Origin of the sequence: Halobacterium sp. CBA1132, assembly GCF_001485535.1 — an archaeon.
Classification (GTDB): Archaea; Halobacteriota; Halobacteria; order Halobacteriales; family Halobacteriaceae; genus Halobacterium.
Window position 1 is genome coordinate 673,523 of sequence record NZ_BCMZ01000001.1, and the last position, 21,910, is coordinate 695,432.

The window sequence follows — 21,910 nt, forward strand, 5'->3', positions numbered from 1 at the left end:
TCATGCGCGGGCCTCCATCAGTTTCGCGACTTCTTCGACGCCCTCTGCTTCCGCGTGGCGAATCTCGCGCAGCGTCGCCAGCACCGACTCGCGGTCGACGCCGAACGCCGCGTCGCTGGCTTCCACGGCCTCGATGAGGTCGTCGTAGAACTTGTACGCCGTCTCCTCGCCGTGGAGCTGGTCGTAGAGTACGCCGTCGAAGTCCTCCGGGCCGGTCTGCCCGTAGCTCCCCGCGACGAGTTCCTTGATTTCCTCGAAGGGGATGCTGTCGGCGTCGAGCTCGTCGACGAGGGATTCGAGGCGGCGGCGGTGTTCGGCGGACTCCGTGCTGGCCTCCGAGAGCAACTCCTCGATGGCTTCGTCGCGTTCCTCGGCGGGCAGCGACTGGTAGTGTCGGTGCGCGCGCGCCTCCACGACCTCTTCGAGCACGATGCCGATCTGGAGGAGGCGCGCGAGCTGGTCGTCGGAGTCGACGCGAGCCGCGACCGTACTCACGACGCACACCCCGACGGCGGTACTCCGGTCATACTACTCGTAACTGAGAGAGAAGCGGACTTAAACCGTTCCCTCCGACGACGGCCTTTCGGTGGCCGTCGACGGAGCGCGAACGCCTACTGCAGGCGCTCGTGGATGCGGGACTGGAGGTCCTCGCGGAGCTCCTCGACTTCGACTTCTTCGAGCACCGGCACGAAGAAGCCCTCCACGAGCATGTCCGTGGCGAGCTGCTCGGGGACGCCGCGGTTCTCCATGTAGAACAGCGTCTCCTCGTCGACCTGGCCGACGGTCGCGGAGTGGCTGGCCTCGGTGTCGTGGTTGTTGATGATGAGTTTCGGGGAGGCGTCGGCCTCGCTCTCGTCGCTCAACATCAGCGTGTTCTCGCGCTGGTAGCTCGAGGTGTCCCAGGCGTCGCTGCCGACGTCCTGAACGCCCTCGTACACCGAGCGCGCGTGGTCGTCGATGACGCCGCGCGTGACGAGGTCGGCGGTCGTGTGTTCACCGCGGTGCCAGACCTTCGAGTCGAGGTCGAAGTGCTGGTCGTCGTGGCCGAAGAACGCGCCGACAATCTTCGTCTCGCTGGAGTCGCCGTTGAGCTCCGTGGAGACGCTGGTCTTCGTCAGGCGGCTGCCGAGGTTGCCCTCGATCCAGTCGACCGTGCTGTAGGTGGTCGCGTCGCCGCGCTTGACGGTGTAGTTGTACGTGTCCTCGTCGAAGTCCTGCAGGCTCCCGTACTGGACGTAGGAGTTCTCGCCCGCGTCGACTTCGACGACGCCCGAGTAGTAGCGGTTGCCGTCGACGCTCTCCGCGCTGTCCTGCCGTTCGAGAATCGTCACGGAGGCGTTCTTCTCGGTGACGACGAGCGTGTAGTTGAACAGCGACCGCGACGTCATCGACGTCCGAATCTTGACGTCCTCGGCGTCGACGCTCGCGGGCACGTAGACGACCGTGCCGGTCGTGAACAGCGCCGTCGACAGCGCAGTCAGGCGGTTCTGCTTGGGGTCGACGATGCTGCCGAAGTGCTCTTCGACGAGTTCGGCGAGGTCGTCGTCCTGCAGGGCCTCGTGGAACGACGCGACCTCGGCGTCCTCGGGACCGACCTGGTCTTTCTCCTCGGTCTGGGAGAGCGGGTCGACGAGCGACTCGAAGTCGAGGTCTTCGAGGTTCGTCCACTTGCGGCCCGGCGTCTCGATGACGTTCGGGTAGTCGAGGTCGTCGAGCGCGTCGAGGGCGTCCAGTCGCGTCTGGAGCAGCCACTCGGGCTCGTCGCGTTCGTCGGCGAGCTGCCGTACGGTCTCTTCGCTGATGTCCTGGTGCAGTTGCGCGCTCATGTTATCCGAGGCTCCCCTCCATCTCGAGTTCGATGAGGCGGTTGAGCTCGACCGCGTACTCGATGGGCAGTTCCTCCGTGATGGGCTCGATGAAGCCCGCGACAATCATCTGTTTGGCGTCGTCGTCGTCGAGGCCGCGCGACTGGAGGTAGAAGACGTCCTCGTCGCCGATTTTGCCGACGGTCGCCTCGTGGGCGACGTCCACCTTCGACTCGTTGATCTCCATGTACGGCATGGTGTCGCTGGTGGACTCGTTGTCGAACATCAGCGCGTCGCACTCGACGGACGTCGAGGAGTTCTCGGCGCCGTCGGCGATGTGGACGAGGCCGCGGTAGTTCGTGCGGCCGCCGTCTTTCGCGATGGACTTCGACTCGATGGTGGACTTCGTGTCGGGCGCGTTGTGGTAGACCTTCGCGCCGGTGTCGATGTCCTGGCCCTCGCCCGCGAAGGCGATGGTGATGTGGTTGTCAGTCGCGCCGCGCCCCTTCAGAATCGAGGACGGGTACAGCATCGTCGCCTTCGACCCCATGGAACCGGAGACCCACTCCATGGTGGCGTTCTCCTCGACGATTGCGCGCTTCGTGTTGAGGTTGAACGTGTTCTTCGACCAGTTCTGCACGGTCGAGTACTGCACGTGAGCGTCCTCTTTCACGAAGACTTCGACGCCACCGGAGTGGAGGTTGTGGCTGCCGTACTTCGGCGCCGAACAGCCCTCGATGTAGTGGACCTCGGAGCCTTCCTCGGCGATGATGAGCGTGTGCTCGAACTGGCCCATGCCCTCGGAGTTCATCCGGAAGTACGCCTGCACGGGCATGTTCACCGTCACGTCCTCGGGGATGTGAACGAAACTCCCGCCGGACCAGACGGCGCCGTGGAGCGCCGCGAACTTGTTGTCACTCGGGGGAACGCACTTCGTCATGAAGTGCTCTTTGACCAGTTCGGGGTACTCCTGCACGGCCTCGTCCATGTTGCAGAAGACGACGCCCTTCTCCTCCCAGCGCTCCTGCATGTTCTGGTAGACGACTTCGGACTCGTACTGGGCGCCGACGCCGGAGAGCGCCTCGCGCTCGGCCTCGGGGATGCCCAGCTGTTCGAACGTGTCCTGAATCTCGTCCGGGAGGTCCTCCCACTCGTCCGCGCCCGAGCGCTTGTCCACGTCGGGGCGGATGTAGGGGACGATCTCTTCGACGTCGAGTTCGGAGAGGTCCGGCTGACCCGGCCAGTCCGTCGGCATCGGCATCTTCTTGTACTGCTCGAGGGCGCGCAGGCGCCGGTCGAGCATCCACTCGGGCTCGTCTTTGTCTTCGGAGATGAGCCGAATGGTCTCCTCAGTGAGGCCTTTCTCGGACTTGAAGGCGGACTTCTCCTCCTTCTTGAATTCGAATCGGGCCTCGGTGTCGGTCTCTTCGAGGTGGTCTTGGTCTGAGCTCATGATGTTGTGTTAGGCCGTCTCGTAGACCTGCTCGCGCACCCAGTCGTACCCCTTGTCTTCGAGCTTCTCGGCGAGTTCGGCGTCGCCTTCCATGACGACTTCGCCGTCGAGCATGATGTGGACGCGGTCGGGTTCGACGTAGTCGAGGATGCGCTGGTAGTGGGTGATCTGGAGGATACCCGTGTCCTGTTCGTCGCGCAGCGTGTTGATGCCCTTCGCGACGTCCTGCAGGCGGTCGATGTCGAGGCCGGAGTCGATCTCGTCGAGCACGGCGATCGACGGTTCGAGGATGGCGGCCTGGAGGACCTCGTTCTGCTTCTTCTCGCCGCCGGAGAAGCCGGCGTTGAGGTAGCGAGTCGCGAACGACTCGTCCATGTCCAGGGCTTCCATCTTCTCGGAGAGGAGTTCCTGGAACTCCGCGACGCCGACCTCGCCTTCGTCGGCGGGGCCTTCCATCGGGGAGTTCTCGTAGCCCGCGTCGTCTTCGGCTTCTTCGTCGTCGTCCTCGCCGAAGAGGAGTTCGTCGCGCTCGTCGAGTTTCGCGTTGAGCGCGGTGCGGAGGAAGTTGACGAGCGTGACGCCCTCGATTTCGGCGGGGTACTGGAAGCCGAGGTAGATACCGAGCGCGGCGCGCTCGTTCGGCTCCAGTTCGAGGAGATTCCACGTGCGTGCGTCCTCGGGAATGTCGGTGTCGCCGAAGTCACCGTCCTCGAGGTGAAGGAGGACCTCGCCCTCCGTGACCTCGTAGGCCGGGTGTCCGGCGATGATTTTCGAGGTGGTCGACTTCCCCGAGCCGTTCGGGCCCATCAGGGCGTGAATTTCGCCCGACGGGATTTCGAGGTCGACGCCTTCGAGAATCTGCTCTCCGCCCTCTTCTGCGACTTTCGCGTGTACGTTTTTGAGTTCGAGCGTAGCCATTGCCTCAGTCGTCTGAGTGGAGGGGCGTTGGACGCATAACGGTTACGGAATTCACGGTCTCCGGTTCGCGTTTGCGAAAAAACTGTTTTCGATTGGGAAAACCTAAACGAGAGCGCCTCCCCGGCGAGCGACCGCCGAGTCAGTCCTCGACGGCGGGTTCGCTGTGTTCGACGTCCGTGCCGAGCAGGTCGAGGAACTGCGAAATCCACTCGGGGTGGTCCGGCCACGCCTGCCCCGTCACGAGGTTCCCGTCTGTCGTCACTTCGTCGACCCACGAACACCCGGCCGCCTCGCACTCCGGCCGCACCGCGGGGTACGACGTCACCTCGTAGCCGTCGAGGACGCCCGCCGCGGCCAGAATCTGTGGGCCGTGGCACAGCGACGCCACGGGCTTGTCCGTCTCGAAGAAGTGCCGGACCGTCTCTAAGACCTCGTCGTACGTCCGGAGGTACTCCGGCGCTCGCCCGCCCGGCACCACGAGTCCGTCGTAGTCCGCGGGGTCGATTTCGTCAAGCGTCGCGTTCAACACGAAGTCGTGGCCGCGCTCTTCGAGGTACGTCTGGTCGCCCCGGAAGTCGTGTATCGCGGTCTTCACGCGGTCGCCATCACTTTTCTCCGGGCAGACCGCGTCGACCTCGTGGCCGACCGCCTGCAGCGCCTGAAACGGGACCATGATTTCGTAGTCCTCGCCGAAGTCACCCACGACCATCAGCAGTTTCTTGCCAGTCATTGTCTCACAGGTATCTGTTGTCGCTACACCGGCATAACTGTTCGCTGAGCGAACAGTCAAGCCCCTCGCGTCCGTCCGAGCGCACATGGTCTCGACAGGACTCGACGGCGACATCGCCGTCGTCACTGGTGCGAGCAGCGGTATCGGCGAAGCAACCGCGCACGTCCTCGCTCGCGACGGTGCGACCGTCGTGCTCGCGGCGCGCCGGCGCGAACGCCTCGAAGAAATCGCCGACGACATCGCCGCCGAGTACGACGCCGACGCCCACGTCGTCCCCACCGACGTCACGGACGAATCCGAGGTCCAGTCGCTCGTGGACGCCACCGTCGAGGAGTTCGGCAGTATCGATGTCCTCGTGAACAACGCCGGCCTCGGCCGCGGCAGCGACGTCGAGAACCTCGACACCGAGTCGTACCGGCAGATGATGGACGTCAACTGCGACGGCGCGTTCTTCGTGACGCGGGCCGCGCTCGAACACCTCCGGGAGGCCGACGGCAATCTCGTCTTCGTCGGGAGTTTCGCCGGCCAGTACCCGCGGCCGTCGAACCCCGTCTACGCCGCGACGAAGTGGTGGCTGCGCGGGTTCGCGCACAGCGTCGAAGCCGCGCACGGCGACGACGGTCTCGCGGTCACCGTCGTCAATCCTACGGAGGTCCGCTCGGAGTTCGGCAGTGAGGACGGCGACGCCTTCGAGGACGTGTTCGAGCCCGGCGAAGTCACCGAACCAGTCGAAATCGCGGAAGCCATCGCGTTCGCCGCTCGGCAGGAAGCGCCGACGACGACCAGCGAAATCGACGTCTACCGCCGCGACAAATTCAGCCACTTCTGACCGCCGGCGGCTGGACGAACGACCAGAAACTCGGCGGCCGCGAAACCTTCTTGTACCGCAACTCCTCTGTGCTAACGTGTGACACGATTCGGGCGGGCCTGACCGCGAGTCGAACCGGCGACCGAGCACACTCACACACAGGACCGTGTCAGCACGCGAATCAGAGCCGATACGACGGAGTATCGAGGTCGAATACTGGGTCGTCGACGGGGACGGCCGACTGACCGAACCCGGCGCGCTCGTCGACGTCGAGGGTGCAGAGCGGGAGTTCGTCGAACCGGTACTGGAAGTCAAGACGACGCCCTGCGAGACGACGGCCGAACTGCGAGCGACGCTACTCGACCGCCTCCGGGCCGTACTCCGCCGTGCGGACGACGCCGGGAAGCGCCTCGTCCCGCTGGCGACGCCCGTGAACCACGACGAGATAGCCGAGCGGACGAGCGACCGCACGCGCATCCAGAGCCGGGCCATCGGCGAACGCTTCGACTACGTCCGGCCCTGTGCGGGAACCCACGTCCACGTCGAACAGCAACCCGGCCACGAGGTCGCGCAGTTCAACGCGCTCGTCGCGCTCGACCCGGCGCTGGCGCTAGTCAACTCCTCGCCGTACTTCCGGGGCGAACGCGTCGCCGCCGGCGCGCGCTCGAAGTGCTACCGCCGGCTTGCCTACGACGGCCTCCCGGAGCAGGGCGAACTGTGGCCGTACGTCGAGGACACCGCCGACTGGGAGGACCGCCTCGACCGTCGCTACGAGGAGTTCGTCGCCGCCGCGGTCGACGCGGGCGTCGACCGGGACACGGTCGAATCGACGTTCGACCCGGAGAACGCCGTCTGGACGCCGGTGAAGTTCCGCGAGGAGTTCGGCACCGTCGAGTGGCGCGCGCCCGACACCGCGCTCCCGAGTCAGGTGCTCCGGCTCGCCGACGACGTGGTCGGCGTCGTCGAGCGCGTCCGCGAGAACGGGTTTCGCGTCGGCGACGACGGCCGCGTCACCGACCGCGGCGTCGTCGCGCCGACGTTCGACACCGTCCGCGAGTACGTCGACGCCGCGATCAGCGACGGACTGGACTCGCCGGCCGTCAGCGCCTACCTCGAACGCATGGGGTTCGACGTGGACGCCTACGACCCGCTGACGCACGAACTCGACGAGCGCGGCGACGCGTCGCGAGAACGAGCGCGAGCGCTCCGTCTGGAACACGCCGACCGACTCGAACGGGACGTGCGGCGCGCGCAGTCGGCCTGCGGCGACTGACGCACCGACCGCTACATGAAGTTCCCGAGGCCGGTCTGGGTCTGCCCGCTCTTGACCTCGTCCCACGAGACGTCCAGCGCTTCGAGGATGCGCTCGATGGGGCCCTTGAGGGTCTTGTCGAGCATCACGTCGTAGTCGATTTCGAACGACTCGGGAATCTGGTCGGCGTACTCGTAGCAGATGACGTCGTGGTCGGTCTTGAACTCCACGTAGAGTGGGTCGTCGCGGATGTCCGGGTTCTCCGCTTCCAGTTCGCGGAAGAAGTCCGGGTGGACCTTCTGCAGGTAGACGCGCTTGGGCTTCGACCCGCGCTGGAAGTTCGTGCCCAGCAGGAGGTTCGCGTACTTCGCGCCCCGAACCTGCGCGGTGTCCGTGTCGTAGTTGTCCAGTCGCTTCCCGATGCCGCTCGGGATGCCGATGTCGTCGAGGTCGACGGCAGCGTCCTGGTACTCCTCGATGACGTCGTGGACGTACTCCTCGACGGCGTCGACGTCGCCCTCCTTGACGATGAGTTCGATGACGCGCTTCTGGACGCGCTTGGTGATGGGCGCGATGTCCGAGCGCTGGTACTCGAAGCCCGTGATGTCGATGTCGTCGACGTCCTTCCCCTCCTTCCAGACGATGTGACCGGCGTAGCGCTTCTTCTTGCCCGCCTGGAAGAACCGTCGGTAGAGCTTCTCGAACTCGATCTGGAAGCGGTGCTCGTCGGCGTTCAGCTCCTCGCTGGCGAACTCGTCGTAGGCGTCGTTGATGTGGTCCTCGATGTCGAACGACTCCTCGATGGCCTCCTCCGTCGAAATCTGACCTCCGAGTTCCAACATAACGCTGTCCGTGTCGCCATATGCCACTTCGTGGCCGACCTCGTTGGCGGCGTCCTCCGTGAACGAGATGACTTCGCGGCCCGTGGCGGTGACCGCCGCGCCCATCTCCTTGTCGTAGAGGCGGAAGCGCTCCCAGCCCAGCACGCCGTAGAGGCTGTTCATGATGACTTTGACTGCGGCCTGCTGGCGGTCGTAGCGGTCGTAGGCCTCGCTGTCCGGGTCGTGCTCGTTCCTGAGGGCTTTCTTCTGCTCGCGCTCCGCGAGCGTCTCGTCGATGATCTCGCGGATGATGCCGTCCGGTTCCTTCCGGAAGTGCGTCCCGTTGGGCGCGCGGTACGTCTCACCGTCGTAGGCCTCGGGGTCGACTTTCGTCTCCGGTGACGCGTTCGTCGTCACCATGCACATCGGGTAGAGGCTCTTCAGGTCGAGCACGGTGACGTTCTCGCGGACGCCCGTAATCGGGTCGAACACCGCGCCGCCCTCGTAGTCCTCGGACTCCTGCTGGCCCTTCGACGGCAGCACGAACCGGCCGTACGCCTTGTGCAGGATGTACACGTCCACCGCGTCCCCGGGCGTGGTCGCGTCTTCGAGCTTGCAGCCGACGAACTCCGCGACCTCCTTCCAGAACGGAACGATGTTCTGCTTGCGGTCGATTTCCACGCAGAGTTCCACGTCCCTCACGTTGTACTCCAGCAGGCGCTCGGGGTCGTCCTCCCAGAGGTCGCCGATGTCGCCCGTGTAGCGCTCCTTGCCCGCGTCGAGTTCCTTCTCGCCGACCGCGTCCAGTCGGTAGGAGTCCAACTCGGAGCGCTGCATCCGCTGGTAGCCGTACAGCAGGTCGAAGACCACGCGGCCCTTGATGTTCGGGCCGCCCCAGCCGGACGTCCACACTTCGCCGACGCGCGAGAGCCGGTCGGAGTCGATGTCGTGCTCGCCGTACGAGCCGAGTTCGTCCAGCCGGTCGACGTAGTAGGGCGCGTCGAAGTCGTCGAAGTTCCAGCCCGTCAGCACGTCCGGGTCTGTCTCCTCGATGTAGTCGAGGAACGCCTCGTGCATCGCCTCCTCGCTGTCGAACGCCCGCACTTCGAGGTCGGCGCCGTCGTCCATCAGGTCGTGGTCGACCAGCGCGTCCGGGGACGGTGCGGTGGCCTCCGGCGCTTCGTACAGCCACGCGATGTACTCGTCGCGGTAGGAGTCGTGGCTCGTCAGGCAGACGATTGGCTCCTCGCCCTCCTCGGGGAACCCCGAGCGGTCGTCGACCTCGATGTCGAAGGTGTTGACGCGCACGTCGGCGTCCACCTCGCAGGTATCGATTTCGTCGTGATGGACGTAGATTGCGCCGTCGTCGGCGCGGCGCTCGGGCACCCGCAGGCCGCTCGTGATGTCCTTATCGATGAGCAGGCGGTTCGGGAACAGGATGTCCGCCTCGTAGTGGTCGAAGCGGTCCCGGACGTTCCCGACGTCGCGGGGCGTCCGCCCGAAAATCTTCGTGAGCTTCTCGCCCCGGATAGACTCGTAGGGGTCGCCGTTGTCGTCGGTCTCCTCGGAGCCCGTAATGACGTCTTGGGCGAGGTCGTCATCGTCGATGCTGTCCGTGGGCGCGTAGAAATATGGCCGGAACCCGTGGACGCGGACGTGCTCGGCGGTGTCGTCGGCGGTGCGACCGAACACGTGGACGACCGGGCGCTCGCGGTCGCCGTCGCCCTCGACGGTGTAGTCGACCTGCGTGACCATCAGTTCGACGTCGCCGTCGGCGTCCGGGAGCGCCTCGGCCTCCGCGGAGACGATTTCGTTCACGACCGGGTCGCCGTCCCCCGCGACGACTTCCGCTTCCGCTTGCGCGCGGACCGTGTCGCCGGGGTCGTCCGCCGCGTCGTCGCCGGCGTCGCTCCCCTCGTGCATGAACTCGGAGAGGTCCGTGTCTTCCATTACGTAGTCGTTCGGTCCTGTCGCCTAAAAACTCGCCCTTCGGGCCGGCGAAATCGGCCACCGGGGGAAGGCTTATGACATGCTATGGCTTACCACAGTTCGAGGTGACAGACGTGACTGACCACGCAGCGGGCGACACGCACCGCCACAACGACGTCCCACAGCTGCCAGAGGGAGACGATGTCCGAGACTCCGTGGAGTCGTACGACACAGAGGACGGCGTCGTGTTCTACGACGCCGACAATCCGCTCGCGTGGCTCAAAGCGACGAACGCCGTGTCGCTGGGCGACGTGCTCTGATAGGCAACGCTTTTCCACCGACGACGCCCTTCTGTGAGCGTGTTCGACGAGTCCGAGGCTGACGGCGACCACGACTTCCTCGACGACGAACCCAGCGACGCCGAGCAGGAACTCGCCCCGAAAGTCGAGACGCCCTCGGTCTCCGCGCCCGAGATTCCGGACGGCTCCGACGCGCCCGCGGGCCTCCGCCGCCGGTTCTGGACGCTCGTCGTGACGTTCAACGTCGCCCTCATCGCCGTCAGCCTCGGCCTCATGTTCGTCGCGTTCCGCGGCCGACTGCAGTACGGCGGGGCCGCTGTCGTCCTCGGCCTCGTGCTGTTCGCGTTCGGATACCGGCGCTTCCGCCAGTACACCGCCGAGGACGGGGACGATGCCGAGGATGCGGACGACGCTGACGCCGAGGACGCCACGGACGAGTGACGGCCCGGAAGGCCTAACGCCGCGCACCCACTCCACTCACGTATGCGTACGGTCCGCGACGACGACGGCCACCGATACCTCCTCCTCAAGCAGAGCAGCGACAGCAGCCTCGTCCGCGACCCCGAGACCGGCGACGAGCGCCACCTCCCGAACGACAACCTCGAACCCGTCGACGGCGAAGCCCCGCTGACCGCGCTCGCGTCGGCGGTGCCCGAACCCGCGCGCCGCGTCGTCGCCGGCTGCCACGACGACTGGCACCTCGGCCTCCTCGTCGACCTCGCCGACCGCGGCCCGCTGGCCGCCCGCGAGATGCTCGGCGCGTACGACGCCTGCGAGAGCGACTTCCTCGGTGGCGTCACCGAACTCCGCGCCGCCGGCCTCCTCGAAGAAGCGACGGTGAACGGCGAGCGCGGCTACCGGCTCACCGAGACGGGCGAAGCCGGCATCGAACGCCTGCGAGACTGACGCAGGCTACGCCCGCTCGGCGAGCTTCTCGAAGTCCCTGCGGAGCCAGTCGACGCGCGTCGCGAGGCGGTCGCGCTCGTGACGGAGGTCTTGGAAGTACCAGTCCGTGTCGTCGGCCAGCGACACGCCGTCCAGTTCCGCCGCGTCGAAGTCGTACTCGTCGCGGTACGCCGACGCCTGCGCGTAGAAGAAGTGCGTGTCGGCGACGGCCGCTGCGGCCTCCTCGGCGTGCTCTTCGGCGTCCGCGACGGCGGCTTCGGCCCGCGAGACGGCGTCCGGCAGCGACTCCTCCGTGGAGAGGCCGTCCTCGCCGTCGAATTCGAGTGCCGACTCCACGTCCGCGAGCGCGTCCTTCCCCTCGCGGCGCTGGCGCTGAACCTTCGCGAACTCGTTTCTCGCAGCCCGGTAGCGTTGGAACGCCCGGAGGTACAGCAGTTCGGTGAGCGCGCGCACGCCGCGACGGAACTCCTGCCACGTCAGGTCCGCTCGCTCCCCGGCGTCGTTCAGCCGCGGGAAGACGTGCTCGGCGCAGTAGTCCGTGACGTACGCTCGGAGCACGTCGGCGTCGTCGGCGTCCGCGAGCGCGTCCCCCGGCGCGCCGTCGTCGTGAAAGTCCGCTGTGAGTGCGCCGACCTCGTCCCGGTGGTCTTCCAGTAGCGTCTCCGAGACGGCTTCGACGCCGTCGACGCGCTCCGCGACGAGCGCTTCGTGGTCGTACTCTCCCTCCGTCAGCGACAACCCGCCTGTCGTGTCAGTCCCCATCCACTTCGGTCGTGTCGCCGGCGAATCATAAAATCTGTTGGATTTTTCCGGGGTTCGGTCAGTCCGCGATTACCTCATCGGCGTCCCGCACCACCCGCGAACGGTTCGTCGTCGCGTCCTTCTCGACGCGCACCACGTCGTCGGCGGCGTCCACGAGTTCATCGTCGTGGCTCACCACCACGATTTGCTCGACGCCCAACCGCCGCATCTGTTCGACCAGTTCCACCAGTTGAGAGACGTGCCCGGAGTCCAGGAAGACGGTGGGTTCGTCGAGGATGAGCGGCGGCAGCGGCGCCTCCCCATCGATGCCCTCCGCGAGCAGCCGGTAGATGGCACACCGCAGGCTGAGGTTGAACAGCGCGCGCTCCCCGCCCGACAGCTGCTCGGGTTCGAGGGGTTCGCCGTCCTTCTGGTAGACGGTGAGCTCGTAGTCCCCGGAGAGTTCGATGCGGGCGTACGAGTCGTTCTGGTACACCAGCTCGAACGTCTCGTTCAGCAGGCGCTCCAGTTTCGCGACGTTCTGCTGGCGCAGTTCCGCGCGCAGGTCGCCGTACGTCGCCTCCAATTCGGAGACCTCCTCGTGTATCTCGTCGAGTTCGTCGAGGCGCGCGGCCACCGTCTCGCGCTGGTCGCGCAGCGCCTCCAGTTCCTCGATGGCGTTCCGGGCGGCGCCGATGTCGCCCTGCAGGTCGTCGCGGCGATCCCGCAGGTCCTCCAGTTTCGGTTCGACCTGTTCGAGGTAGTCCTCCGCGCGCTCCTTATCCGCTTTCGCCGCCTCGATGCGGTCCTCGTCGAAGTCCGCTTCGAGGCGCTGCTTGCGCTCGCGCAGGTCGCTCAAGCGGTCGCGGCGCTCGCCGTTCCGGTCGTCGAGGCTCGCGCGCTTCTCCGCGAGCTGGTCGGCGCTATCGCGGTGGTCGGCGGCCTCCGCCACGACGTCCCGGAGGTCGGCCAACCGCTCGACGCGCTCTTTCAGCGCGGACTGCTCGGCGTTCAACTCCGCGAGTTCCTCGCGCTTGGACTCGGCCTCCTCGCGCTTGGACTCGGCCTCCTTGCGCGCCGTCTCCGCCTCGCTTTCGAGGTCGTCGGCTTCCTCGCGCTTGGACTCGGCCTCCTCGCGGGCCTCGCTGGCGGCGTCCTCGCGGTCGTCGCAGCGCTCGACCGCCAACTCGCGGTCGCGTTCGAAGTCCGCGACCTCGCGCTCGCGCTCCACGAGCTCCTCCGCGCGGTCGATGCGCGCCGTGACATCCTCGACGTCCTCCTCGATGGTCTCTAACTGGGATTCGAGGTCCGCGACGCGCTCGCGGTACTCGTCGACGCTCTCGACGTGCGGCGACCCCTCGATTGGCTGGCCGCACTCCGGGCACTTCCCCGCGTCCAGTAGCTCCTCGGCCTCCGCGACGCGGTCCTCCGCGGACTGCAGGTCCGCGCGCACGCCCTCGCGGCGCTCCCGGAGGTCGTCGAGGTCCGCTTCCAGCGAGTCGCGGTGGGCCTCCGCGCTCCCGAACTCCACGGGCGCGTCCTCGAAGTCCGCCTTCGCCTCCGCGATTTTCTCGTCCAACTCCTCGATGCGCTCGACGGCCTCCTCGCGCTCGTCGGCGAGTTCGTCGGCCTCGCTTTCGAGGTCGTCGGCCGCCTCTCGTAGGTCCGCGGCGCGTTCTTCGAGTTCGTCCGCCCGCTCGGCGGCGTTGTCGGCCTCAGTCGAGAACTGCGAGACCTCCGGCGCCACCTCGGAGACGCGCTCGGTCACGCTCTCGCGCTCCGCAGCCAACTCCTCGCGCTTCGCGTCGGCGACCTCTGCATCCGCCTCGTCGAGGTCGGTCTCGGTGACCAGTTCGTCGGCCTCGGCTTCGAGTTCGTCCGCCCGCTCGCGGTGCTCGGTGATTTCGTCCGCGAGGTCCTCGCGCTCGCTCTCGGTCTCCGCGATTTTCTCGCGGATGTCGCTAATCGTCTCCTCGACGTCTTCGAGTTCTGCGCGCTTCTCCTCGTAGGCTTCGAGGACGCTCTCGGCGTCTTCGAGCGTCTCGCGGGCGGTCTCGCGCTGGTCCTCGAAGTTCTCGATTTCCTCGGCGACTTCGGCGAGTTCGGACTGTAACGCGGCGAGCGTGTCGTGGGGGTCGTCGTCCTCCTTGGCCTCGATTTGCTCGTCCAACTGGTCGAGTTTCCCCGCGACGTTGCTCCTGACGTCCTCGACGCCGAGTCGTGCGTCCCCGGCGCGCTGGCGGTAGTCCTCCAGTTTCCCGAGTTGCAGGAGGTCGTCGAGCATGTCTTGGCGGGTGCTCGGGGAGGCGTTGATGAGTTTGTTCACCTCGCCCTGCCGGACGTACGCGCAGTTCACGAACGCCTCCGCGTCCATCCGCAGCAGGTCGCCGACGTACGCCTCCACGTCGGTGACGCCGTCGATGCTCCCGGACGGCGTCTCCAGCGTGCAGTCCGGTGTCGACGCGCGCTCGCCGGTGTTACGCACGCGGCGGTGGACGTGGTAGTCGCTGCCCGCGTGCGTGAACCAGAGGTCGATTTCGGCTTCCTCGGCGCCGATGGTGACGATTTCGTCCAGCGTCTTGTCCAGCGCGCTCGCGCCGTACAGCGCGAAAAAGCAGGCTTCCAGGAGACTCGATTTCCCGCTGCCGTTCAGGCCGTGGATGACCGTGACTCCGCGGTCGAGGCGCACGTCGGCGTCCTCGTAGCACTTGAAGTTCTTCAGGGAGACGCGCGTGAACCTCACGAGAAGTCCTCCATGGTGGTCGCCTGCGCTCGGTCACTCGGTTCGTCGTCGGCGTCCGCGTCCGTCGTCGGGTCGCCGTCTAGCACGTCCTCGACGCGCTGTTTAACGCGCTCGCGGACGTTCGCGTCCGCCACTTCGAGGTCGCGGATCGTGTCGTCGATGTCGAGGCTGGCCTCGCCGAGGCCCATCTCGCGGACGCGCTCCCGGACCGCCTCGTCGGGGTCCGCGAACGACACCTCGACATCGTCCTCGGTTTCGACCTCGCGGCGGTCGTTGACCCGAGTGAGCAGCGCGCCCCGCTCGTCGCCGAAGCGCTCGACGTCGGCGGGCGTCACGGTATCGCCGTCGCCCTCCACGGTGACGACGACGACGGCGTCCTCGACGTCGCGCTCTCGAACGCGCTCGCGGACGTACTCGGTGCCGTCCTCCGGCCCGAGGTCCACGTCCACGAACACGAAGTCGCGGGTCTCGATGCCCTTCCGGGAGATGGCGACGTCGCCGTCGCCGAACTCGACGACGTTGTAGCCGCGGGGGTCGCGTTCGCTGGCGCTCGCGCGCTCCGTCGACCCGCAGTACGTGACCCACGTGTCGCCGACTTGCGCGGTGTCGGCGGCGTGGTTGTCGCCGAGGAGCACGGCGTCGAAGTCGACGTTCGACTCGCCGAGCACTTCGTCGAGGTCCCAGTTGGCGTGCGCGAACGGCGTGAACAGGCCGTGGGAGACGAGCGCGGTGTGGTCGGCGTCCGGGTCGTCGAACTGGTAGTCGAGGGCCGGGCGCTTGGACTCGGGGACGTAGTCGAGGCCGTAGAACGTCGTGTCGCCGACGCGGCGGCCGGTCTCGTCGAGGCGCTCGGCGAGCCCCAGCGTCTCGAAGAGGTCGAGCCACTGGGCGTCCCGCGTGCCCTCGTGGTTGCCGACGATGGCGAGGAACGGGATGCCGGCGTCGCGGAGCGGCCGCAGCGCGGAGATGGTGCCGAGGATGTCGCGGAGGCCGGGACGCCGGTCGTGGTAGAGGTCGCCGGCGTGGACGACGGCGTCGACGTCCGCCGCGACGGCGTCCTCGACGACGGACTCGAAGGCGTCGAGGAAGTCCTGCCGGCGCTCGGGGGAGTGGTACTGGCGGTAGCCGAGGTGGGTGTCCCCCGTGTGGATGACGCGAGCCATTACTGTGGGGATGTAGCGCTACGCCGGATAAAGGTTCGGCGCTTCCGCGAACCGCAGGCTGGAGGAGATACAGCGAGTGTCGAGTGCTGGAGTCGGCGTCAGGCGAGCGTGTAGATGCGCTTTCGCGCGTCGGAGAACGAGAAGCGGGACTCGACGACGCCCTGTTCTTCGAGGCGAGTGAGCGCGTACCGGACGGTCCGGGCCGGAAGCAGGGTCTCCTCCGCGAGTTCGCTCTGTGTGAGGGTGTCGTTGTATTCGAGGACTTTCGCGACGAGTTTCGCGCTCGGCGGGAGGTCTTCGAGTGCTTCGACAGTTTCGCCGTCGATTGCGGTGGCGCTCATATCCACCGTTACTGAATGCACTTAGATAATGGTTTCGCTATCTAAAATGCACAATAGTAATCCATAGGTCGGTGCTGCCGGAACCCTGCGTCCCGACGCACGCCACGCCCGAGCCTGCGAGTCCGCGGCGAACAGCACGCACGACGCTCGGACTGGGCCGGACAGGGTCAATCCGGTCCGTATTCGGGGACGCGGCGCTGCTGGTCGCTGCGCCGACGTGGCGAGGGGTTAGGCCACCCGAAGCCTCTTATGAACTAACACCCTACCCAGTGGTGATGACTGAGACCGCAGAGGACGCCGAGCTGCCCTACGACGAGGGTGCCTCGCTCCAGGAGAAAATCGAGGCCCTAGAGGAGCAGCTCTCCGCCCTCGAGGACGAGAACGAGGAGATGCGGGACCGTCTGCTCGACGCCAACGCCGAGAACAACAAGTACCAGCAGAAGCTCGAACGGCTCTCCCACGAGAACAAGAAGCTCAAGCAGTCGCCGCTGTTCGTCGCCACCGTCCAAGAGCTCAACGACGAGGGCGCCATCATCAAGCAACACGGCAACAACCAGGAGGCGCTCACCGAGGTCACCGAGGACCTCCGCGAGGACCTCGAACCGGGCGCCCGGGTCGCGGTCAACAACTCTCTCTCCGTCGTCGAACGCCTCGACGACGAGGCCGACGTTCGCGCTCGCGTCATGGAAGTCGACGAGTCTCCCGATGTCGGCTACGAGGACATCGGCGGCCTCGACGAGCAGCTCCGCGAGGTCCGCGAAACCGTCGAACTCCCCATGAAGGAGCCCGAGATGTTCGACACCGTCGGCATCGACCCGCCGAGCGGCGTGCTCCTGCACGGCCCGCCGGGCACCGGGAAGACGCTGATGGCGAAAGCCGTCGCCGCTCAGACGGACGCGACGTTCATCAAGATGGCCGGCAGCGAACTCGTCCACAAGTTCATCGGCGAGGGCGCGAAGCTCGTCCGCGACCTCTTCCAGGTCGCCCGCGACCACGAGCCCGCCGTCGTCTTCATCGACGAAATCGACGCCATCGCCTCGAAGCGCACGGACTCGAAGACCAGCGGTGACGCCGAGGTCCAGCGCACGATGATGCAGTTGCTCTCGGAGATGGACGGCTTCGACGAGCGCGGCGACATCCGCATCATCGCCGCCACCAACCGCTTCGACATGCTCGACCGCGCCATCCTCCGGCCCGGCCGCTTCGACCGTCTCATCGAGGTACCGAACCCGAACGAGACCGGCCGCGAGAAGATCTTCCGCATCCACACGCGGAACATGAACCTCTCGGAAGACGTCGACTTCGCGCGCCTCGCCGCCGAGACCGACGAGAAGTCCGGCGCGGACGTCGCCGCCCTCTGCACGGAGGCGGGGATGTTCGCGATTCGGGACGACCGCGAGGAAATCACGATGCAGGACTTCCAGAACGCGCTGGAGAAACTCGAACAGGACACCGACGCCAGCGCCGAACCCTCGCGCACGTTCGCGTAGACGGCGCCCGCAGTTCTCGTTCTCTCCTCTCCGCTCTCGCCGCGTAGCCGTCACGCCGCCGAACGGAGCGACAGGCGCCTCACAGTGCGGTGAAGAGCGCGTACGGCACGACGAACAGCAGGACGGTCACCGCGAGCAGGACGAGCCCGTAGCTCGCGAACGTAGCCAGTGCGGTCACCCACGAGGGGTGGTCGAAGTCCGAAAGCGTCGCGGTCATACCCGTCGGTTGCCGCGCGCGGCCCTAAAAGTTCGCCTCTAGACGATGTCGCCGATGCGGCGCGGCTCCCCGGACAGCGCCGGGTTGTCCTCGACGAGTTGGAGGACTTCGTGGTCGGTGACTTCGTGGTAGTCCTTGTCCGTGGCTTCCTCGATGAGTTCGCGTTCCATCCGGAACTCGGTGCCTTCGTAGACGACGTCGACGCCGTCGTCTTCGAACGAGAGCGTAGTCATGGTCGCGGGTAGGCGGCGCGCGGACAAAAGCCCGCCGTCCGACGGTTGGCGTGCGTTCTCGCGGGGTTTATTGGCGTGCGGGGTGATGGGACGGGTGTGCTCGGCCCGAACCCGATAGACGAACTCGTGGTGCCCGACGGCACCACCGTGCAGGAACACGATGTCGTGGTGGACGGCGACGTGCTGGTCGGCGGCCAGTCCACGGTCGAACTCGGGGTTCGCGGCCACAGCGTCATCGCGGGCGAACGCGTCTCCGTCGCCGGCGACATCGAAGCCGACGGCGACTGCCGACTGGACATGTGGTGCGATGTCGACGGGAACGTCCTCGCCAGCGAGGACGCCTACCTCGGGGAGCGCGTCCACATCACGGGCCGCCTGGTCGTCGGCGGCGACCTCGACATCGGCGACGACGTCGACATCGAGGAGGGGTTTGAGGCCTCCGGTTGGATTGTCATCCGGAACCCGATGCCCACCATCACGTTCTTCGTCGTCTACCTCACGCACCTCCTCCAAATCGGCGAGGAGGAGGAAGCCGAAGAACTCGTCGACCAGTTCGCCACGGACGGCGACGCCCAGCCGTTGACGATTCCGCGCTCGGCGAGCGTCTCCGACGACGCGTGGCGGGTGTCCACGCCCGCGACCGTCGGCGACGGCTGCCGGCTCCACGGCAACATCCGCGCGACCAGCATCGAGGTCGGCGAGGACAACAACGTCTTCGGCAGCCTGCGCGCGCAAAACGATGTCTCAGTCGGCTCCGGGACGAAGATTCACGGCGACGTCACCACCCGCAGCGGCGACGTCCGCGTCGAACCCGGCGCTATCGTGCTCGGCGACGTCTCCGGGCAGGACGTCCACGTCCACCCGGACGCCGACGTCGACGGCGTCATCCGCGCCCGCGGCGAGATGCACCTCGGCAGCCGCGCGGACCGCGACCCCGAATAGTTTAGTCGGCTCCTCGACCAGTCCTCCCTATGTCTGACTCGCCCTCCAGCGGCGACGCCGACGCGGGCAATCCCCACGTTCCCGAGCGCGGCGAACCCGACACCTCCCCGTCGCCGCTCGCCGTGGGCGTGACGCTGTGGCGCGAGGGAGTCGTCGCGTTTCTGGGCCTCGTCGCGCTGCTCACCGGCGTCCACGGCTTCTGGTTCGTGCTCGGCGGTGGCTTCTACGACTACCAGTACGAGGTGTGGGACCTCGCTGGCGACCTCGCGTACCTGCTCGCGGGCGTGTTCCTCCTCGTCGTCGCCGTCGGGAGCGCCGCGACGCGCCTGCGCGTCGATTAACGCTCGTGCTCGTCGTCGAGCGGGTCCTCGACCTCGCCGGCGATGGCTTCCAGTGCGTCCGTGACCGTGACGAGGCCGACGACGTGGTCGTCCTCGTCGGTGACGAACGCCAGCTCCTGGCGCTCCGACTGGAAGCGGTCGATGGCGTCACTGACGGGTAGTGACGCCGGAATCGTCATCGGCGGCTGGGCGACGTCGTCGAGGGTGTCCTCACCCGACCGGAGGTCGTCGAGGTCGCGGAACACCGCCGGCAGGTAGACGATGCCGCGGAAGTCGTCTAGGGTCTCGCCGACCAGTGGGTACCGGACGTGCGGCGTCTCGCTCATCCGTTCGAGGTTCTCCTCGAGGCCGAGGGTCGTCGACAGCGCGACGACGTCGTCGGCGTCGACCATCACGTTCTCGATGGGCATCTGGTCGATGTCGAGCGCGCCCAGGACCTCTTCGCGGCGCTCCTGGGTGAGGTCGGACTCGCCGAGTACGGACCCGAGCCGGTTCCGGAGGTCGGCGCGCGACTCGATGACGTCCTCCTCGGTCTCCAGCCACGCACCCGTCATCTCGACGCCGAACAGCTTCAGCGTCCCCTTCGCGACGCCGTCGCCGAGCTTGATAATCGGCGAGATGGCGAAGTGGAACCAGTACAGCGGCCCGGCGCCGTACTTGGAGACGAACCGCGAGCGCTCCACGCCGAGGTAGGTCGGCGTCTGTTCGCCGTGCGTGAGGTGGACGAGGTTGATGATGAGGAACGCCAGCACGGCCCCGGCGCCGACTGACGCGAGCCACGTGTTGTGGAACACCGGCTCGAAGATGGCTGCGAGCGCCGGTTCGGCGACGATACCGACCGCAATCGAGGACGCCGTGATGCCGACCTGACAGGTGGTGAGGTAGAGTTCGAGGTCGTTGGTCATCTCCCACGCGCGCTCCAGGGCGGGATTCCCGCCGACGAACTCCTCCTCGGTGAACTGGCGTGCGCGCGTCAGCGCGAACTCGATGGCGACGAAGAAGCCGTTCGCGAGAATCAACCCGAGCCCCGCGGCGAGGCGGAGCGTGACCTCCAGCGTGTTCATCGGGTGTGTGGTTCTGTCGGCTGCCGAAAATGGCTTGCGGCGGGTCGGGCAACCGAAAGCCCTTCTTTGGCGCTCGCGCTACCCCGTGGTATGCTCTCTATCGCGCTTGCCGGGAAGCCGAACGCCGGCAAGTCGACGTTCTACACGGCCGCGACGCGGTCGGAGGTGGACGTCGCAAACTACCCGTTCACCACCATCGACGCGAACCGCGGCGTCACGCACGTCCGGACCGAGTGCCCGTGTCTGACCCGCGAGGAGCGCTGCGGCCACGAACACTGCCACGACGGCAAGCGCTTCGTCCCCGTGGAACTGCTGGACGTGGCGGGACTGGTGCCGGGCGCCCACGAGGGCCGCGGGCTCGGCAACCAGTTCCTCGACGAACTGTCGAACGCCGACGTCATCGTGAATGTCGTGGACGCCTCCGGCGCGACGAACGCGGAGGGCGAACCCGTCGAAATCGGCGAGCACGACCCCACCGAGGACATCGACTTCGTCGAGGAGGAGATGGACCTTTGGCTGGCTGGCATCGTCGAGGACAACTGGGAGAGCGTCGAGCGCGCGTCCCGCTCGCCCGGGTTCGACATCGAGGAAGCCGTCACGGACATGATGACTGGCTTCGGCGCGAGCGAGTACCAGGTCGCGGCCGTCCTCCGGGACATCGACTACCCCGAGGACCCCATCCAGTGGAGCGACGAGGACCGCGAAGCGCTCGCTCGCGGCGTCCGCGAGCGCACGAAACCCATCGTCGTCGTTGCGAACAAAATCGACGTCGCGCCCGCCGAGAACGTCGAGCGCCTCATGGACCTCGACAAGCCCGTCATCCCGGCGACCGCGCAGGGCGAACTCGCGCTCCGCCGCGGCGTCGACGCCGGCTTCCTCGACTACGACCCCGGCGACGAGGACTTCGAGATTACGGGCGAGGTCAGCGACGGCCAGCGCGAGGCCCTCGACGAACTCGCGGCGACGATGAACGAGTACGGCGGCACGGGCATCCAAGCCGCGCTGAATCACGCGGTCTACGACCTGCTGGAGATGGTCACCGCCTACCCAGTGCAGGACCAGTCGAAGTGGACCGACGCGAAGGGCAACGTCCTCCCGGACGCGTTCCTCCTCGAATCCGGGTCGACACCCGTCGACTTGGCGTACGCCGTCCACAGCGACATCGGCGAGGGCTACCTCCACGCGGTGAACGCCAAGACGAAACGCGAAGTCGGCGAGGACTACGAACTCGACGAAGGCGACGTTATCAAAATCGTCTCCACCGCGAAGTAGCAATCATGCGGGGCGGTCGTCGTCCAGATTTCCTCGAGGTCGCGCCCGCTGAACTAGTACGTAGGCGTGCGGATTTATCGCCGAAAACCCCATACGTTCTGTTCTTATTAACGGGGCTATGGATTGGATAAGCCTGATTGCTACTGGACTAATCGCTCTCGCTTGGCTTATCGTACTCTATCAATCACAGAATGAAGACTGGGTTCGGGGTCGGACGGTCGGCTGGATTGTTTTTATCAGTGGTGCAACTGGCGGGGTGTTGCTAGACAATTACCTCCCCCAAGAGTCGTCACTCGTTCTGTGGATGGAACTACTCCCTCCTGTGATTATGCTCGTCGGGATAGTGTGGGTTTGGAAATCTAGTGGGGACAATCGTTCAGCCAAACTACGATAAATAGACGCTTTGCACGTAGTATCCGTTCACCAGTCCTCTGATTGCCGA

General features: G+C 66.5%; 22 protein-coding genes. 9 read left to right on the forward strand and 13 right to left on the reverse strand.

Annotated features, from left to right (window positions below; translation table 11 throughout):
* The 5 genes from AVZ66_RS03480 to AVZ66_RS03500 all read right to left on the reverse strand — a co-directional run bounded on the left by AVZ66_RS03480 (window position 1) and on the right by AVZ66_RS03500 (window position 4,906).
* Window positions 1-495, reverse strand: a complete 495-nt coding sequence (locus tag AVZ66_RS03480; protein WP_058984624.1) for a rubrerythrin — start codon at window positions 493-495, stop codon at window positions 1-3.
* Between the two features lie 116 nt (window positions 496-611).
* Window positions 612-1,826: a Fe-S cluster assembly protein SufD gene (gene sufD, locus AVZ66_RS03485; protein WP_058981871.1), complete on the reverse strand. Its 1,215-nt coding sequence runs from the start codon at window positions 1,824-1,826 to the stop codon at window positions 612-614.
* Window position 1,827: 1 nt separating this feature from the next.
* Entirely contained in the window at window positions 1,828-3,258 is a 1,431-nt protein-coding gene (gene sufB / locus AVZ66_RS03490) for a Fe-S cluster assembly protein SufB (protein ID WP_058981873.1), read from the reverse strand.
* Between the two features lie 9 nt (window positions 3,259-3,267).
* The gene (locus AVZ66_RS03495) at window positions 3,268-4,176 is read right to left on the reverse strand and encodes an ABC transporter ATP-binding protein (protein WP_058981875.1); all 909 of its coding nucleotides are present in this window, start codon (window positions 4,174-4,176) and stop codon (window positions 3,268-3,270) included.
* Window positions 4,177-4,315: 139 nt separating this feature from the next.
* Window positions 4,316-4,906, reverse strand: a complete 591-nt coding sequence (locus AVZ66_RS03500; protein ID WP_058981877.1) for a DJ-1/PfpI family protein — start codon at window positions 4,904-4,906, stop codon at window positions 4,316-4,318.
* Between the two features lie 85 nt (window positions 4,907-4,991).
* Here AVZ66_RS03500 and AVZ66_RS03505 point away from each other — a divergent pair, with 85 nt between their 5' ends.
* On the forward strand, window positions 4,992-5,735 hold the full coding sequence (locus AVZ66_RS03505; RefSeq protein ID WP_058981879.1) for an SDR family oxidoreductase: 744 nt from the start codon (window positions 4,992-4,994) through the stop codon (window positions 5,733-5,735).
* A 145-nt stretch (window positions 5,736-5,880) separates the two neighbouring features.
* A complete protein-coding gene (locus AVZ66_RS03510; RefSeq protein WP_058981882.1) occupies window positions 5,881-6,987 on the forward strand; it encodes a glutamate-cysteine ligase family protein in 1,107 nt (368 codons plus the stop codon).
* 11 nt (window positions 6,988-6,998) lie between these two features.
* Here the strand turns inward: AVZ66_RS03510 and AVZ66_RS03515 are convergent, their stop codons facing one another.
* Complete coding sequence (locus AVZ66_RS03515) at window positions 6,999-9,737, reverse strand: DNA-directed DNA polymerase (protein ID WP_058981884.1); 2,739 nt, start codon at window positions 9,735-9,737, stop codon at window positions 6,999-7,001.
* Window positions 9,738-9,841: 104 nt separating this feature from the next.
* On the opposite strand from AVZ66_RS03515, the gene AVZ66_RS03520 reads away from it, so the two are divergent.
* From AVZ66_RS03520 to AVZ66_RS03530, 3 genes are read left to right on the forward strand one after another with little or no spacing between them, the layout of a single operon-like run.
* A complete protein-coding gene (locus AVZ66_RS03520; RefSeq protein ID WP_197407714.1) occupies window positions 9,842-10,036 on the forward strand; it encodes a hypothetical protein in 195 nt (64 codons plus the stop codon).
* 39 nt (window positions 10,037-10,075) lie between these two features.
* Window positions 10,076-10,456, forward strand: coding sequence for a hypothetical protein (locus AVZ66_RS03525; RefSeq protein WP_058981886.1), 381 nt, complete (start codon window positions 10,076-10,078; stop codon window positions 10,454-10,456).
* Between the two features lie 42 nt (window positions 10,457-10,498).
* On the forward strand, window positions 10,499-10,921 hold the full coding sequence (locus AVZ66_RS03530) for a hypothetical protein (RefSeq protein ID WP_058981887.1): 423 nt from the start codon (window positions 10,499-10,501) through the stop codon (window positions 10,919-10,921).
* A gap of 6 nt (window positions 10,922-10,927) precedes the next feature.
* Here AVZ66_RS03530 and AVZ66_RS03535 read toward each other — a convergent pair whose 3' ends face one another.
* From AVZ66_RS03535 to AVZ66_RS03550, 4 genes are all read right to left on the reverse strand, one after another.
* A complete protein-coding gene (locus AVZ66_RS03535) occupies window positions 10,928-11,683 on the reverse strand; it encodes a hypothetical protein (protein ID WP_058981889.1) in 756 nt (251 codons plus the stop codon).
* 58 nt (window positions 11,684-11,741) lie between these two features.
* Window positions 11,742-14,405, reverse strand: coding sequence for a DNA double-strand break repair ATPase Rad50 (gene rad50, locus AVZ66_RS03540; RefSeq protein WP_058981891.1), 2,664 nt, complete (start codon window positions 14,403-14,405; stop codon window positions 11,742-11,744).
* The gene (gene mre11, locus AVZ66_RS03545) at window positions 14,402-15,568 is read right to left on the reverse strand and encodes a DNA double-strand break repair protein Mre11 (protein ID WP_058981893.1); all 1,167 of its coding nucleotides are present in this window, start codon (window positions 15,566-15,568) and stop codon (window positions 14,402-14,404) included. The genes rad50 and mre11 overlap by 4 nt, the downstream gene beginning before the upstream one ends.
* Window positions 15,569-15,666: 98 nt before the next feature.
* Window positions 15,667-15,909, reverse strand: a complete 243-nt coding sequence (locus AVZ66_RS03550) for a helix-turn-helix domain-containing protein (RefSeq protein WP_058981894.1) — start codon at window positions 15,907-15,909, stop codon at window positions 15,667-15,669.
* A 275-nt stretch (window positions 15,910-16,184) separates the two neighbouring features.
* Here AVZ66_RS03550 and AVZ66_RS03555 point away from each other — a divergent pair, with 275 nt between their 5' ends.
* A complete protein-coding gene (locus AVZ66_RS03555; RefSeq protein ID WP_058981896.1) occupies window positions 16,185-17,399 on the forward strand; it encodes a proteasome-activating nucleotidase in 1,215 nt (404 codons plus the stop codon).
* A 79-nt stretch (window positions 17,400-17,478) separates the two neighbouring features.
* Here the strand turns inward: AVZ66_RS03555 and AVZ66_RS16555 are convergent, their stop codons facing one another.
* Together AVZ66_RS16555 and AVZ66_RS03560 are read right to left on the reverse strand one after the other, a co-directional pair.
* Window positions 17,479-17,616 (reverse strand): hypothetical protein, encoded by a 138-nt coding sequence (locus tag AVZ66_RS16555; RefSeq protein ID WP_197407715.1) that lies wholly within the window; start codon window positions 17,614-17,616, stop codon window positions 17,479-17,481.
* A 38-nt stretch (window positions 17,617-17,654) separates the two neighbouring features.
* A complete protein-coding gene (locus AVZ66_RS03560) occupies window positions 17,655-17,849 on the reverse strand; it encodes a DUF5800 family protein (protein WP_058981898.1) in 195 nt (64 codons plus the stop codon).
* Between the two features lie 96 nt (window positions 17,850-17,945).
* Between AVZ66_RS03560 and AVZ66_RS03565 the strand changes: the two genes are divergently transcribed.
* Window positions 17,946-18,791, forward strand: a complete 846-nt coding sequence (locus tag AVZ66_RS03565; protein WP_058981901.1) for a polymer-forming cytoskeletal protein — start codon at window positions 17,946-17,948, stop codon at window positions 18,789-18,791.
* 29 nt (window positions 18,792-18,820) lie between these two features.
* The gene (locus AVZ66_RS03570; RefSeq protein WP_058981903.1) at window positions 18,821-19,132 is read left to right on the forward strand and encodes a hypothetical protein; all 312 of its coding nucleotides are present in this window, start codon (window positions 18,821-18,823) and stop codon (window positions 19,130-19,132) included.
* Here AVZ66_RS03570 and AVZ66_RS03575 read toward each other — a convergent pair.
* Entirely contained in the window at window positions 19,129-20,196 is a 1,068-nt protein-coding gene (locus AVZ66_RS03575) for a hemolysin family protein (RefSeq protein WP_058981904.1), read from the reverse strand. The genes AVZ66_RS03570 and AVZ66_RS03575 overlap by 4 nt on opposite strands.
* A 90-nt stretch (window positions 20,197-20,286) precedes the next feature.
* On the opposite strand from AVZ66_RS03575, the gene AVZ66_RS03580 reads away from it, so the two are divergent.
* On the forward strand, window positions 20,287-21,468 hold the full coding sequence (locus tag AVZ66_RS03580) for a redox-regulated ATPase YchF (protein WP_058981905.1): 1,182 nt from the start codon (window positions 20,287-20,289) through the stop codon (window positions 21,466-21,468).
* Window positions 21,469-21,910 lie beyond the last annotated feature (442 nt).

Excerpts from the sequence above, each read along its gene's own strand:
- sufD (WP_058981871.1), bottom strand. The coding sequence starts at position 1,826 with ATGAGCGCGCAACTGCACCAGGACATCAGCGAAGAGACCGTACGGCAG.
- sufB (WP_058981873.1), bottom strand. The coding sequence starts at position 3,258 with ATGAGCTCAGACCAAGACCACCTCGAAGAGACCGACACCGAGGCCCGA.
- AVZ66_RS03495 (WP_058981875.1), bottom strand. The coding sequence starts at position 4,176 with ATGGCTACGCTCGAACTCAAAAACGTACACGCGAAAGTCGCAGAAGAG.
- AVZ66_RS03500 (WP_058981877.1), bottom strand. The coding sequence starts at position 4,906 with ATGACTGGCAAGAAACTGCTGATGGTCGTGGGTGACTTCGGCGAGGAC.
- AVZ66_RS03505 (WP_058981879.1), top strand. The coding sequence starts at position 4,992 with ATGGTCTCGACAGGACTCGACGGCGACATCGCCGTCGTCACTGGTGCG.
- AVZ66_RS03515 (WP_058981884.1), bottom strand. The coding sequence starts at position 9,737 with ATGGAAGACACGGACCTCTCCGAGTTCATGCACGAGGGGAGCGACGCC.
- AVZ66_RS03530 (WP_058981887.1), top strand. The coding sequence starts at position 10,499 with ATGCGTACGGTCCGCGACGACGACGGCCACCGATACCTCCTCCTCAAG.
- AVZ66_RS03535 (WP_058981889.1), bottom strand. The coding sequence starts at position 11,683 with ATGGGGACTGACACGACAGGCGGGTTGTCGCTGACGGAGGGAGAGTAC.
- mre11 (WP_058981893.1), bottom strand. The coding sequence starts at position 15,568 with ATGGCTCGCGTCATCCACACGGGGGACACCCACCTCGGCTACCGCCAG.
- AVZ66_RS03550 (WP_058981894.1), bottom strand. The coding sequence starts at position 15,909 with ATGAGCGCCACCGCAATCGACGGCGAAACTGTCGAAGCACTCGAAGAC.
- AVZ66_RS03555 (WP_058981896.1), top strand. The coding sequence starts at position 16,185 with ATGACTGAGACCGCAGAGGACGCCGAGCTGCCCTACGACGAGGGTGCC.
- AVZ66_RS16555 (WP_197407715.1), bottom strand. The coding sequence starts at position 17,616 with ATGACCGCGACGCTTTCGGACTTCGACCACCCCTCGTGGGTGACCGCA.
- AVZ66_RS03560 (WP_058981898.1), bottom strand. The coding sequence starts at position 17,849 with ATGACTACGCTCTCGTTCGAAGACGACGGCGTCGACGTCGTCTACGAA.
- AVZ66_RS03570 (WP_058981903.1), top strand. The coding sequence starts at position 18,821 with ATGTCTGACTCGCCCTCCAGCGGCGACGCCGACGCGGGCAATCCCCAC.
- AVZ66_RS03575 (WP_058981904.1), bottom strand. The coding sequence starts at position 20,196 with ATGAACACGCTGGAGGTCACGCTCCGCCTCGCCGCGGGGCTCGGGTTG.
- AVZ66_RS03580 (WP_058981905.1), top strand. The coding sequence starts at position 20,287 with ATGCTCTCTATCGCGCTTGCCGGGAAGCCGAACGCCGGCAAGTCGACG.